The sequence below is a fragment of the Janthinobacterium salmonicoloratum genome (assembly GCF_051380845.1).
Classification (GTDB): Bacteria; Pseudomonadota; Gammaproteobacteria; order Burkholderiales; family Burkholderiaceae_D; genus Janthinobacterium; species Janthinobacterium lividum_F.
Genome location: NZ_JBNYXV010000001.1, coordinates 734958 through 747123 on the forward strand (window position 1 = coordinate 734958; position 12166 = coordinate 747123).

14 protein-coding genes are annotated in these 12166 nt (G+C 63.1%); all 14 read right to left on the minus strand.

The window, feature by feature from the left end; genetic code table 11:
* Window positions 1-14: 14 nt before the first annotated feature.
* The 14 genes from ACQ4WY_RS03395 to ACQ4WY_RS03460 all read right to left on the minus strand — a co-directional run bounded on the left by ACQ4WY_RS03395 (window position 15) and on the right by ACQ4WY_RS03460 (window position 12141).
* Window positions 15-920, minus strand: coding sequence for an ExeA family protein (locus ACQ4WY_RS03395; RefSeq protein WP_436502824.1), 906 nt, complete (start codon window positions 918-920; stop codon window positions 15-17).
* Entirely contained in the window at window positions 921-2708 is a 1788-nt protein-coding gene (mshL, locus tag ACQ4WY_RS03400; RefSeq protein ID WP_436502825.1) for a pilus (MSHA type) biogenesis protein MshL, read from the minus strand.
* Window positions 2709-2746: 38 nt separating this feature from the next.
* The gene (locus ACQ4WY_RS03405) at window positions 2747-3124 is read right to left on the minus strand and encodes an MSHA biogenesis protein MshK (RefSeq protein ID WP_436502826.1); all 378 of its coding nucleotides are present in this window, start codon (window positions 3122-3124) and stop codon (window positions 2747-2749) included.
* Window positions 3109-3807 (minus strand): type II secretion system protein M, encoded by a 699-nt coding sequence (locus tag ACQ4WY_RS03410; RefSeq protein ID WP_436502827.1) that lies wholly within the window; start codon window positions 3805-3807, stop codon window positions 3109-3111. The genes ACQ4WY_RS03405 and ACQ4WY_RS03410 overlap by 16 nt, the downstream gene beginning before the upstream one ends.
* Complete coding sequence (locus tag ACQ4WY_RS03415) at window positions 3807-4487, minus strand: hypothetical protein (RefSeq protein WP_436502828.1); 681 nt, start codon at window positions 4485-4487, stop codon at window positions 3807-3809. Before ACQ4WY_RS03415 ends, ACQ4WY_RS03410 begins: the two co-directional genes overlap by 1 nt.
* Complete coding sequence (locus ACQ4WY_RS03420) at window positions 4484-5443, minus strand: type IV pilus biogenesis protein PilM (RefSeq protein WP_353656729.1); 960 nt, start codon at window positions 5441-5443, stop codon at window positions 4484-4486. The genes ACQ4WY_RS03415 and ACQ4WY_RS03420 overlap by 4 nt, the downstream gene beginning before the upstream one ends.
* Window positions 5444-5574: 131 nt before the next feature.
* A complete protein-coding gene (locus ACQ4WY_RS03425; RefSeq protein WP_353656728.1) occupies window positions 5575-6027 on the minus strand; it encodes an agglutinin biogenesis protein MshP in 453 nt (150 codons plus the stop codon).
* Window positions 6024-6917 carry a prepilin-type N-terminal cleavage/methylation domain-containing protein gene (locus ACQ4WY_RS03430; protein ID WP_436502829.1) on the minus strand — a complete coding sequence of 298 codons (894 nt, stop codon included), beginning with the start codon at window positions 6915-6917 and terminating at the stop codon, window positions 6024-6026. The genes ACQ4WY_RS03425 and ACQ4WY_RS03430 overlap by 4 nt, the downstream gene beginning before the upstream one ends.
* Window positions 6914-7471 (minus strand): type IV pilus modification PilV family protein, encoded by a 558-nt coding sequence (locus tag ACQ4WY_RS03435; RefSeq protein ID WP_436502830.1) that lies wholly within the window; start codon window positions 7469-7471, stop codon window positions 6914-6916. The genes ACQ4WY_RS03430 and ACQ4WY_RS03435 overlap by 4 nt, the downstream gene beginning before the upstream one ends.
* Window positions 7461-8054: a pilus assembly FimT family protein gene (locus ACQ4WY_RS03440; RefSeq protein ID WP_436502831.1), complete on the minus strand. Its 594-nt coding sequence runs from the start codon at window positions 8052-8054 to the stop codon at window positions 7461-7463. Before ACQ4WY_RS03440 ends, ACQ4WY_RS03435 begins: the two co-directional genes overlap by 11 nt.
* A 103-nt stretch (window positions 8055-8157) precedes the next feature.
* Window positions 8158-8631 (minus strand): type II secretion system protein, encoded by a 474-nt coding sequence (locus tag ACQ4WY_RS03445; RefSeq protein WP_436502832.1) that lies wholly within the window; start codon window positions 8629-8631, stop codon window positions 8158-8160.
* Between the two features lie 63 nt (window positions 8632-8694).
* Window positions 8695-9201, minus strand: coding sequence for a type II secretion system protein (locus ACQ4WY_RS03450; protein WP_436502833.1), 507 nt, complete (start codon window positions 9199-9201; stop codon window positions 8695-8697).
* On the minus strand, window positions 9201-10436 hold the full coding sequence (locus tag ACQ4WY_RS03455) for a type II secretion system F family protein (protein WP_436502834.1): 1236 nt from the start codon (window positions 10434-10436) through the stop codon (window positions 9201-9203). The genes ACQ4WY_RS03450 and ACQ4WY_RS03455 overlap by 1 nt, the downstream gene beginning before the upstream one ends.
* 1 nt (window position 10437) lies before the next feature.
* The gene (locus tag ACQ4WY_RS03460; protein WP_436502835.1) at window positions 10438-12141 is read right to left on the minus strand and encodes a GspE/PulE family protein; all 1704 of its coding nucleotides are present in this window, start codon (window positions 12139-12141) and stop codon (window positions 10438-10440) included.
* Window positions 12142-12166: the final 25 nt, after the last annotated feature.

The window sequence follows — 12166 nt, forward strand, 5'->3', positions numbered from 1 at the left end:
CAGGCTCATCTTCGTCATCGGTTCAATAAAGTCCAGCTCACGCCGCAAGCGACGGCCAGCACGCTGGCGCCGGCCAGCCACGGCCATGGCCGCTGCCAAAAGCGGCGCGGCTTGCTGGCCAGGGTATCGCTGGCGGCCAGCGCTACGTGGCGGCCGCTCACCTGCTGCCGCCCCTCGCCATACGCCACCATCAGCGCCTTGTGCGCCATGATGTTGATCAGGCGGGGGATGCCGCCGGACGCCTTGTACAGCGTTGCCACGCCGCCACGGCTGAACAGGCGCGCGCCGTCGAAACCGGCCACGCGCAGGCGGTGCGCCACATAAAAATCCACGTCGTCGCGGCACAAAGGACCCAGGTGGTAATGAAAGGTGATGCGCTGGGCCAGTTGGCGGATTTCCGGCAGGGCCAGCTTGATATCCAGTTCCGGCTGACCGAACAGCACGATTTGCAGCAGCTTGCGCTTTTCCGTTTCCAGGTTCGTCAGCAGGCGCAGCGCTTCGAGGCTGTCGACGGGAATCGCTTGCGCTTCGTCCAGGCACAGCAGCACGCGCTTGCCTTGCGCCGCCAGGTTGAGCAGGCGCAAGTTGAGGGATTTGAGGAGTTGATGCTGATCAGCATCTTTTTCCAGCAACACATCGAGGTCGTCCGCCAGCGCCAGGATCAGCGAACGGGGCGGCAAGTTCGGATTCGGGATGTAGGCCGTGACGAAGTCCGGCCCCAAGGATTGCATGAACTTGCGGCAAAGAAAAGTCTTGCCGGTGCCCACTTCGCCAGTGATCTTGATGAAGCCCTCGCCATTGCGCGCCGCCACCAGCAAGGTGTTCAGCGCCTTTTGCGACTGCGGGCCGTTGAAGAAGAAACTGGTATCGGGCGTGAGGCCGAACGGCGCCTCGCGCAAGCCGAAATGGGCTTGGTACATTTAGCGCCGCTCCGCTGGACGGCGCGGGTCGAGCGCCTCGATGCGCTTGCTCGAATCGAGCAAGTCCTCGTTCCAGCTATTCGCGCCATCGACGATGGTGGGCTTGATCAGCACCACCAGCTCGCGCTTCTGGATCACCTGCCCCGTGTTGCGGAACAGCGCGCCCAGCACGGGGATATCGCCCGCGCCCGGCACTTGCGAGCGGTCCGCCGTGGTGGCCTGGCGCATCAGGCCGCCGATGGCAACGATGCGGCCATCCTGGCTGCGCACCATGCTGTCCATTTCCGACGTGCTGGAAGCGGCCAGCGGCAGTTTCAGCGAACCGGCGCTGCCCAGGTCGATCTCCTTGCTGATGGTCGACACCTGGCTGACGGATGGGTGTACATGCAGGATGATGTTGCCATCCGCATCGATCTGCGGCGTCACGTCCAGCACCACGCCGGAAAAGAACGGTTGCAAGGTCACGTTGGGGCTGGTCGTCGCGCCGCTGGCCGTCGTATTCGTGGTGGTCGACACGCCCGTCACGTAAAACTCGTCCGTGCCTATCTTCAGCACGGCCTTCTGGTTATTCATGGTGGCGATGCGCGGGCTCGACAGTACGTGCACGGAGCCTTGCGATTCCAGGAAGGAAATCATGGCGGCGAAATTGGCTGTCTGGAAAGCCAGGCCGAACATGGAACCGGCCGCGTTCGCCGCCGAACTGAGGCCAAAGCCGCTGCTGGCCGTCAAGCCGCTGCCATTCGTCATATTGGGCGGCTGGCCGCCGTTGAACGGCAGCGGCGCCAGGGTACCGCCCGGCTGGATGAAGCCGGTCGAGATGCGGTTCGTGTGGCCGCTCTTGATCGAGGCGAACGAAGCCCAGTTGATGCCCGTCTGCGTATTGTTGTTGAGCTCGACTTCGAGGATCTTCGCTTCCAGGATCACCTGGCGGTCGACGGACAGTTGCGTGGCCTTCAGGTACATGTCGACATTCCGCAATTCTTCCGGCATGGCGCGGATGACGATCACGCCCGACTGCGGGCTGAGCACCACTTGCCGGCCCCCTTCGGCGCTGCCGACGATGGCTTCCAGCGCCGCCCTCAACTCCGGCCAGAAATCGGCCGTCGACGAGGTGGTCAGGTTGCTGCTGTCCAGGGTACGGCCGCCCTGGCCGCCATTGGTTTGCTGGTTCTGCTCGTTATTCTGGTTGTTGCCCTGGTTGCCATTTCCGCTATTGCTGCCAGAGCCGCCCGAGTTGGTCGAGCCGACCGAACCGACCGACGTCGACGACACGCGCAGGTTGGAACTGCCGCGGCGCGCGCCTGTCAGGTAATTGACATGGAATAAACGCGTCTGCATGGTCAGGGGCTTGATGTAGATCTGCGTGCCCTCGACCTTGTAGTCGTAGCCATACAGTTCGCGCACGGCGTCGAGCGCCTGGAACAGGGTCACGTCCTTCAGATTGGCGGAAATCGTGCCGCCGATGTCGGGATGGACCAGCATGTTGTAACGCGTGCCGGCCACGATGGAGGTGAAGAACTGGCGCGCCGGCACATTGTTGAAAGCCACGTTGAAGCGCTCGTCGAGCGCGGCACGGGCCTTCGGCAATTGCTGGGCCAGGGCCGCCACGGGCGGCAGCAGCGCCGCTTCCACGGCGTCCGGCTGGGCCGCTGGCGCCGTGGTGGCCGCCGCGCCCTTGACGGCATCGGTGATCGCATTATAGGTGTCGCGCTTGACGGGCGCGACATTGCAGCCACCCAGGCCCAGGCTGACGCTGATGACAGCCGCCATCGTACTGATCTTGAACATGCTCGCCTTGTGTTGATTGAGTTGCTTGGCCACTTCTTCTACTCCTGCTTGCGATCGGTCTTGCGATCGGTCTTATTGTCGGTCTTGCTGCTCGGGTACAGCTTGAAGGTTTCCAGTGATTTGCCACGCCGCAACAATACGGCCGTGTCGTGGATCTCCGTCACCACAGCGTCGCCTACCTTGCTGCCGACCTTGACTGTCTGTCCATCGATGACGGCCAGGCGGCGTCCCCCAGGCTGGGTGGAAATGAGCACCGATTGCAGCTGCGGCCGGGCCGCGACGACAGGCGCGGCGCTGGCGGGCGCCCACAGGGCCGCCGGTGGGCGCGTCGGGTCGTCCAGCGCCTGCGCCTGCGCGCCCGGCCATGCCAGGCCCAGCGTCAGGCTCAGGGCCAGAAAGGTCAGAGTGCGATCCATGTGTCGTCCATGCTGAGGGTATGTAAGGTCAGGGTCAAGGTGGCGCCCGGGTAGCTGGCCGCGTCGAGGTGGGCGGCGCCCCAGAAGACGCGGGTCGGCATCGATTGCAGCGCCTGCATGTATTGCACCATGTCGGCATAACTGCCTTGCAGCACCACCTCCACGCCATGCTGGTGCAGCAGCGGCGCCTGCGTGATCGCCTTTGCTGCATCGGCCTTGGCCGCGGCATCGCCGTTCGCACTATCAGACTGGTGCGCACCCACGGCGCTGGCGGGCAAGGTTTTCAGCGACACCACGCGCAGTCCCGCGTGCTGGCGCAGCAAGTGTTCGAGCAAGGTCACCATGCGCTCGGGCGCCACCAGGCCATGCTGTTTCGCGCGCAGCGCCTGCGCCAGGGATGCCGTTTCCGCCTGCAAGGCCACCAGGCGCGCGCGCGCATCCTGGTCGGGATCGGTGGCATGGGCGAGCATGGTCAGCTCGATTTCCTTGTTCGTCGCGCTCAAGAGGCTTTCCTTTTGCGCAATGCTCGCCTCCAGCGCGGCGCGTTTCGCCAATAGGGGACTAAAGCTCATGAAATAAAACACGAACAGGATGGCGGCCGCGCCGGCGCCAAACACCATCAAGCGCTCGCGCAGGCTGAGGGCATCGAAGGCGGTGGCCCATTTTTTCAGCAAGGGCAGCATCAGCGAGTTCCTCCGGCAACAAGTTTGGGCGGCGTGACGGCGCCGGCTGGGCCAGCGACGCCTTCCGCCGACTGCAGGCTGAACGCGACATAAGGCAGGCTGGTCGCCTTGCCCTCGGCCACGGCCGGTGGCGCGGGCTGGCCGATGTCGAGGCTGGCGAAGGTCTTGCCTTTCAATACCTCCTGCTGGCCCAGGCGCGTGATGTACGCGGGCAGCAGCGAGGCGTGCAAGGCGCGGCCCTGCAAGCCGAAGTCATTGCCGGCGCCGGCGATGTCCACGCCCGTCAGCCATACGCCCTCGACCCTGGCCTGCGCCAGCGCGCGGAAATAGCCGGCATAGCCAAGGGTATTGCCCAGCTTGCCGCTGTCCAGCACGACCGAGGCATCCTGCAGCAACTGGCGCTGCGCCTCGACGGCCGCCAGTTCCTGCGCCAGGGCCGGATCTTTCTTGCGTGGCGGGAAATCGCGCAGAATCTGGTCGCGCTTCGCCTCGCCTTGCGCCAGCGCCGCCTTGACGCCCGCTTCGCGTTGCTCCAGGCCGGCCGTTGCCCGCTGAGTCAGCACGCCCAGGGCCAGCAAGACCAGCGTCAGGCCGCCCAGGGTCAGGCCGGCTGTGCGCGCCGACATATGGTGTTTTTTCAGTTCAAACCGGGGATTGAACAGATTGATCTGCTGGCTCATGCGCCCTTCCCTTCGTGCTTGCCCGGGTGCAGGCCCACCTCGCGCAAGGCGGCGCCGATGGCCAGGAAGTAGCGCGCCTGCATGGCGGGATCGCGCAGTTCGGCGGCCTGGGAAAAGTCCAGCACCGTGGCCATGTCCAGCTGCTCGACCGGCATGTAGAGATTGTCGGCCAGATACGCGTGCAAGCCATCGCTGGCGCCCGTCATCAGCATCAAACGGGCCAGCGAAATGAAATGAAACTGGCGGTCGAAGTGGTCGAACGAGCGCTGCAGTTCCAAGGTGACGCGGTCATAGTACTGGCTGGCGTCGGGCGACTGCAATTGCGTCGAGGTCACATCGATGCGGCGTGCCTGGTACAGCTCGCCATTGAAACTCATGGTCAGCAAGCCGCCATCGCCATCGAAAAACAGTACGGCGATGCCGCGTCCCGGCGTTTCCAGCAAGGTGGCGATATTGCGCTGCGCCATCTCGGGGATATCGATCACGGACAGGTCGATTTTGCATTCGGCGTACAGCGCCTGGCGCCGCGACACGGCGCTATTGCGCGCGGCGACGGCAAACACGCTGCTGCCCCGCTGAGTGCCGTTCGGGTCCCCGGGGATATCGAACACGTCGATAGTGGCCTCGGCCAGGGGAAAGTCCAGCATGTCCTTCAAACGCCAGCCCACGGCCGTCTTCAGCTCCTCGCGCGGCACGGCCGGCGCTTCCAGCGACAGCAACTGGTATTCGCCGCCGGCCAGCACGGTGGTGCAGTGGCGCGCTGCCGCCTGTACATCCTTGCCCAGTTTTTCCAGCACCTCGACAGGCGCCGGCCGTGCGGCCGCCTGGTAGCTGGCGCCCCGCACGCGCGGCATGCCGTCGGCGGGACGTTCGACAACCACAGCACTGACGCCATCGCGGCCAAACGCCGTGGCCAGCCAGCCATCATACTTCTTTGCTCTTGCGAATAAACCCATGCGAACTATCCAGTGTAAGTGCCTGCCCGATCTTGTCGCGCAGTGTATGCATCCCGCCAATTTTAATTCATGAAGCGAACTTTATTGTGTAAAAACAATAAATTAGCGATCTTTTTTGCACGCAGTTGATCTTACTGCGACAGCACGGCTTGCAGGCGGCGCTGGACGTAGTCGGCGTTATTGCCTGCATTCGGACAGCCGGCAGCGCCAGGCTGGTTACAAGCCGTGGCCGTGATGGTCCAACTGGTCAAGGTGCCGGGCCCCGTGGCCGTGCTGCATTGCACGGTGACGCTGAACGCCGACAGCGTCGTGCCCGCCGGCAAGCTGAAATTGGCCGGACCGATGCAGGCCGCGCCAGCGGTGAGGCCTGCGCTGATCTGCTTCTGCAAACCCCATTCGAGGCCAGCCCGCGCGGCCTGTTCGGCGCGCACGCCCTGCACGTCCATGGCCGATTCCGTCTGCTGGAAAGTGGAGATATTCACCATCACGGCCGCCAGCGCGGCCAGCACCACCAGTAGGAAAATAGCCGTGACGAGGCTGAAACCGCGCATGCGGCCGGTGTGGTGGCGCAGCACATGCTTCATGGCGTATTCCTCGCCTGCACCTGTTGCACCAGGCGCAGCACGCCCGTATTGCTGTTCGCCGCGCCCAGGCTCAGGTCGATATTCACCAGGCCCCGCTGCACATTGGCCAACACGGTGTAGCTGAAAACGCACGCCGTCACCTGGCGCGCCAGCTGGGCGCCGTTTGCCGCAGCCAATGGCGCGGTGCCCGCCACAACCGGCTGGGTGGCCTGGATGGCATAGCCCGCGTAACGGGTCAGGGTGCCGGTCGTCAGATTGCACGCATAGGTGACGGGCGTCGTCACTACCTGGAAGCGGTTCGATGGCGACGGCAGCGGCGCCGGCGCCGTCGCGAAAGGATAGCTGCCGAGCGTGACCAGAGTGCCGGACACGGCCGTCACTGGCGCGCGGTTGCAGCCATTCGCCGCGCTGCATGCATACGCATTGTTCGGCGCGTACTCCGTGCCCAGGTTGTAGACGACGATCTGGTCGCCCACGCTGATCGCCTGGCGCGCGCCCAGCGCATCGGCGGGCATGGCGCCAACAACGGTAAAGCTCGGAGAGCTGGGGGGAGTCTCAAAGCTCAACACATTGCCCGGAGCGCTCGGATCGCTGTCGCTCAGGTAACGCCCGCCCGTCTTGGTCAGCAGCAATTCCAGGAACAGGCCGTCGTTCGACACGCGCACGCTGTTGGGCAAGGCCAGGCGCACGTCGCGTGTCAGGCGGCGCGCCGCCGTATCTGCAGTGTCGGCCAGCGCGGCGCGCGCGGTGGTGTCGATATAGCCTTGCACGGGCACGCGGATGAAGACGGCGACCATGGCGCCGATGATGCCCGTGATGACGATCACGATGACCATCTCGACAAGGGTAAAGCCGCGCGGGCGGCGCCTGGCGTTAAGGAAATTTATCATGGGATACTGTTCGGCGCATAGCGCACGCGATAGCCGTCGAGCACGATCTGCTGGTCGGCATACGGCACGACCACCTGGATATGCAGGCTTTCCGTTGCGGGCAAGCCGTTCAGGGGCTCCTGGGTGATCGTTACCAAGGCAGTATATGTCTGGGGCGAACCAGCAGCCCAGACGGCGCCCTGGGCATCCGTCTTGTACTCGGTCGCCGTACCATACGCGCTCACATAATCGTTGACGTTGTCGAAAGGCCGCCCCGCGCCGTTCGGCTCCTCCCCCGGCCCTTCCGGGATGGCGCAGCCAGCCGGGCTGGTGGCAGTTTGCGCAGCGGGGTCTTGCGGATCGCAATACGTGAAACGCGCCAGCTGGATTTCTTCCAGCATGCCTTCGGCAATCGCCAGCGCCTGCTTGCGCAGCTGCGGGTCGGCACTGTGCCGCGTCGTCAGGCTCATCACGCCCAGGATGGCGGCCGAGGCCAGGCCGACGATGACGATGAACAGCACCAGTTCGATCAGGGTCACGCCGCATTCACGCTGGCGCCGCTGGCTAATGGACATAGCCGGTCTCCCCTTCGACCGTGACGTTGTGCGTCAGGCCGTCGCCCTGGACGCTGATCGTCAGCTGCGCCGGAAAAGTCGATACGGCAGGAAACACATTGACCAGCGCATACGGCTTGCCCAGCGCGTCGAAATAAAAGCTCGGCGTAACTTTCGCGTCGGTGGACAGGGTCACGCCGGCCGGACGGCCTTCGCACAGCCAGTTGGTTTTCACGCAATAATTCAGCGTGTCCTTGCTGCCGCTGTTACTGCCCGTGGGCGGCACCACCTTCTGCGCATCGCTGCAAACGGCATCGAAGCACAGGGCCACGCTGTTGGCATCGATGCTCACAAACACGGCACGGTTTTGCGCCACCGCCAGTTTCTGCCCGTAGCGCACAATATTCGTCACCTGGTCAGAAAAACTGCGCGCGTCAAAAGTGTCGCGCTGGAAAAACCGATTGACGGCAAAGGTCGCCAGCAAGCCTGCCAGCACCAGCACGGCCACCAGTTCGATCAAGGTGAAGCCGCGCGCAGCCGTACGCCGCAGGCGGCCTGGCGGCCCTGCTTGACGATGCGGAAAGACTGTTGGTGGCTGCTGCAATGGATGGCCCGTAAAAAGCCCAACGGGCTGACGCCTGGGGTTGGGCTGGTGGTGCGCAAGGAGGACCGGGCGTGGCCGGGCTTTCCTTGCAAACAGTGCAATATTACTTACACGTCGTGGTGCTTGCATTGAGCTTGATCACAGGTGCCTCGCCAATTGCGCCCGGTGCAGTGTAGACCACGGAACAATTTGCACGGCTGGTAACGGCAGTCGTATCAACTGTCACAGTCCCTGGTGTCGAAAGGCCATACTCATCCGCCACCAAGCCTGCAGCCTCTTGAATACTGGCTACAGTAGGGTAGCCAAACTTGCCAGCGACAGCTTTGCCATCCATATTGACAGTCTTTGTATCATCGGACCCATTGACCAGCCACTGCGCATGGAAAAGCGCCGAACCGGCCTTGACGGCGCCAGCAGCCGCCTGCATCTTGGCCACGCGCGCATCGGTCGACATGTCGATGAACTTGGGAATTGCCGTTGCAGCCAGGATGCCCAGGATGACGATGACAACCACCAGCTCGATCAGGGTAAAACCCGCCTGCGCGCCGCTCTTAAAATTACGTAGGGATTTATTCATTCCAACTCTCCAAAATCAATTAAAAACATCAAACTACAACTTGAAACTATCGCTGCACGACCCTCACTTTGCTGCCGAGTCCGGCGATTTCCACACCACAATATCGGGCTCCTTGGCGAGCTTGTCAAGATCGGCGTCCACACCTGGCAAGGTTACCTTAAATTTCGCTGCATCAACCCCTGTAGAGGGAAAAATATTGCTATTACTAAACAAATAGATAATTTTTTGTTCTTTTCTGTCGTATAACCAATTCCCTGCCTGCAATTTTGCAAGGTCCGGCTGCGCAAACTCGCCCAGGTAGTTGGCCGGCTTATCCTCCAGCCAGTCGAACGGGTTTTGCCGCGCCAGCGCCGGCATTTTTGCGCGCTGATCCGCCAGGTACAGCTGCAGCACCTGCACCCGCAAGCTGGTGCGCAAGACGCCGAGCATTTGCGCCACGGCCACCTGCTGCGCCTGCTGCTGGTAATCCCTGACGCGGTTCAGGAACACCGCCGCCAGGATGGCGAACACGCTCGCCACCACCGCCAGCTCGAACAGGGTGAAACCGCGCTGACGGAACGCCTTTGCCATCAGTGCAGGGCCGCCCGGCCCAGGTCCCAGATGGGCAGGAAGATGCCCAGCGCCAGCACCAGCACCATGGCGCCGAGGAAGACGATTAAAATCGGCTCGATCTGCGCCGACAGGGTCTTCAGCTCATAATCGACTTCGCGCTCGTACATGTCAGCGATCTCGTCCATCAAGTCGTCGAGCGAACCGGATTCCTCGCCCACGGCGATCATCTGCAGCACCACGGGCGTGAACACGCCGGCCGCGACCGAGGTGCGCAAGATGCTTTCGCCCCGCTCGACGCCGTCGCGCATCTGCTCCACGCGCGCGCTCAGGTAAGTATTATCGACCGTTTGCGACACCACCGTCAGCGCCTGCACGATGGGCACGCCGCTCTTGCTCGACAGGGCAAAGCTGCGCGCGAAGCGGGCCATCGTGCCCTTCAGGATGATCTTGCCAGCGATCGGCAGGCGCAGCTTGGCGCGGTCCCACTTATATAAGCCCTCTTTCGTGCGCAGCCAGGCGCGCCAGCCGAACAGGCCGCCTACGCCCAGCAACAGCAGGATGGGCCAGTACGCCACCGTAAAGCGCGAGGTGCCGATCAGGATGCGGGTCATCAAGGGCAGTTCCGCATGGAAGCTGGCGAACACCTTCTCGAACTGGGGAATGACGAAGATATTCACGACCACCATGGCGGCCAGCATGGCGAAGACGACGAAGGTCGGGTAGCGTGTCGCCGTTTTCACACGCGCGCGCATGTCGCGGTCGAATTCCAGGTGGTTGAACAGGCGCAAAAACACTTCATCGAGGCGCCCCGTCATTTCACCCACGCGCACCATCGACAAATAAAACGGCGTGAAGATCGTGGGATGACGCGCCATGGCGGCCGACAGTTCGCGCCCCGCGTCCAACGACTCGCGCACATCCTTGATGATGCGCCCGAAGGCGGGGCTGATGGCGGACTCCTGCAGGCCGGCCAGGCCGCGCATGATGGGCACGCCCGCTTTGAGCAGGGTGTACAGCTGGCGGCTGAACAATTGCACGTCCATGGGCGTGACTTTTTTCTCGGTCAGCTTGTCCCACCAGCTCAGCGTGCTGGCGCCGGCCTTCGTCACCGTCTGCCTGGTGGCGCTGATGTCGACGGGCGTGCTGCCGCCCGCCATCAATTGGTCGGCCACGGCACCGCTGTCGGCGCCTTCCATCACGCCGGTCAGCAGTTCGCCGCTGGCGCTACGCGCCTTGTAGGAGAAAAACGGCACCTCAATCCTCGCTCTGGTTGCTGATGCGCATTGCTTCCATCACCGTCGTGCGGCCGGCAACCACCAGCTGCACGGCGTGGCGGCGCAGGGTTTCACCCGCCATTTGCTCCATCGCCACCTTCATGAAGTGGGAAGGATCGGCATGGTTGGCGGCGTCGGCCACGGCGCGCGTGATTTCCAGCAATTCGTACACGCCCGTGCGGCCCCGGTAACCCATGCCGTTGCAATGCGAGCAGCCCTTGCCATGGAAATACTGGTTGCGCTCGACCAGCTCCCCCAGTTCCAGGCGCAGCCATTCGTATTCGTTCGGCGTGGGCGCGTACGGCGTGCTGCAGCTTTCGCAGATCACGCGCACCAGGCGCTGCGCCAGCACGGCTTGCAGCGAACTGCCCACCATGTAGCGGGGCACGCCCATGTCCATCAGGCGCAGCGGCGTGCTGATGGCGTCGTTCGTATGCAGGGTCGACAGCACCAGATGGCCCGTCATGGCGGCGCGCAGGCCGATCTGCGCCGTTTCCTGGTCGCGCATCTCGCCGACCAGCACGATGTCGGGATCTTGCCGCAGGGCCGAGCGCAGCACGCGGGCAAAGTTCAGCTCGATCTTGTCATTCACTTGCACCTGGTTAATGCCGGGCAAGCGGTACTCGACGGGGTCTTCCACCGTAATCAGCTTTTTTTCCACCGAATTGAGTTCGGACAAGGCGCAATACAAGGTCGTCGTCTTGCCGCTACCGGTCGGCCCCGTCACCAATACGAGGCCGTTCGGACGGTTGACGATGGCGCGGAACTGCGCCACCAAGGCGGGCGGCATGCCGATGGCGTCCAGGCGCAAGGTCGTACCGCCCTGGTTCAGCAAGCGCATCACCACCGATTCGCCGTATTGCGTCGGCATGGTGGAAATACGCACGTCGATGCGCTGGTTTTTCACGCGGATGGCGAAGCGGCCATCCTGCGGCAAGCGCTTCTCGGAAATATCGAGGTCCGACATCAGTTTCAGACGCAGCGCCAGCGAACTGGCGATCTTGCTGTCCGCTTCCGTCTGCAGGTGCAGCACGCCGTCGATGCGGAAGCGGATTTGCAGCCGGCCTTCCTGCGGCTCGATGTGGATATCCGAGGCGCGCACCTGCGTGGCATCCTCGAACACGGATTGCAGCAGCTTGACGATGGGCGCCTCTTCCAGGCCCGGATTGACGGCCAGCGCGCCGAAGTCGACGGAAACGTCGCCCAGGTCCTGTTCCAGCTCGCGCGTCAGGGTGGAGATATCTTCCGTGCGGCGGTAGATGCGGTCGATGGCGGCCAGCACTTCCGTTTCATTGACGACAGCGAGTTCGATCTGGCGCTTGACCAGGCGCGAGATTTCATCGTACGCAAACAGGTCGGTGGGATCGGACATGCCGACCAGCAAGCCCTCGCGGCGATCTTCCAGCACCAGCGCGCGAAAGCGCCGCGCCTGGGTTTCCGGCAGCAACCGCACCAGTTCGGGATTGATGTTGAAAAACTTCAGATTGATGTAGGGAATGTCGAGCTGACGCGCCAGGGCGCCCGAAATTTGCTCTTCCGTGACAAAGCCGTGCTCGACAAAAACGCGGCCCAGCTTGCGCCCCGAGCGCTTCTGTTCCGTCAAGGCCTGGCCCAACTGTTCTTCCGTCAGCAGTTTCTGCTGCACCAAAATTTCACCGAGCCGGACTTTCTCTGGCCTTGCCATGCTTGCTCCTCGACAAATTCTTCAA

What these genes read in the sequence shown, in the direction of transcription:
- ACQ4WY_RS03395 (WP_436502824.1), bottom strand. Translation starts at nt 920, where the DNA reads ATGTACCAAGCCCATTTCGGCTTGCGCGAGGCGCCGTTCGGCCTCACG.
- mshL (WP_436502825.1), bottom strand. Translation starts at nt 2,708, where the DNA reads ATGTTCAAGATCAGTACGATGGCGGCTGTCATCAGCGTCAGCCTGGGC.
- ACQ4WY_RS03405 (WP_436502826.1), bottom strand. Translation starts at nt 3,124, where the DNA reads ATGGATCGCACTCTGACCTTTCTGGCCCTGAGCCTGACGCTGGGCCTG.
- ACQ4WY_RS03410 (WP_436502827.1), bottom strand. Translation starts at nt 3,807, where the DNA reads ATGCTGCCCTTGCTGAAAAAATGGGCCACCGCCTTCGATGCCCTCAGC.
- ACQ4WY_RS03415 (WP_436502828.1), bottom strand. Translation starts at nt 4,487, where the DNA reads ATGAGCCAGCAGATCAATCTGTTCAATCCCCGGTTTGAACTGAAAAAA.
- ACQ4WY_RS03420 (WP_353656729.1), bottom strand. Translation starts at nt 5,443, where the DNA reads ATGGGTTTATTCGCAAGAGCAAAGAAGTATGATGGCTGGCTGGCCACG.
- ACQ4WY_RS03425 (WP_353656728.1), bottom strand. Translation starts at nt 6,027, where the DNA reads ATGAAGCATGTGCTGCGCCACCACACCGGCCGCATGCGCGGTTTCAGC.
- ACQ4WY_RS03430 (WP_436502829.1), bottom strand. Translation starts at nt 6,917, where the DNA reads ATGATAAATTTCCTTAACGCCAGGCGCCGCCCGCGCGGCTTTACCCTT.
- ACQ4WY_RS03435 (WP_436502830.1), bottom strand. Translation starts at nt 7,471, where the DNA reads ATGTCCATTAGCCAGCGGCGCCAGCGTGAATGCGGCGTGACCCTGATC.
- ACQ4WY_RS03445 (WP_436502832.1), bottom strand. Translation starts at nt 8,631, where the DNA reads ATGAATAAATCCCTACGTAATTTTAAGAGCGGCGCGCAGGCGGGTTTT.
- ACQ4WY_RS03450 (WP_436502833.1), bottom strand. Translation starts at nt 9,201, where the DNA reads ATGGCAAAGGCGTTCCGTCAGCGCGGTTTCACCCTGTTCGAGCTGGCG.
- ACQ4WY_RS03460 (WP_436502835.1), bottom strand. Translation starts at nt 12,141, where the DNA reads ATGGCAAGGCCAGAGAAAGTCCGGCTCGGTGAAATTTTGGTGCAGCAG.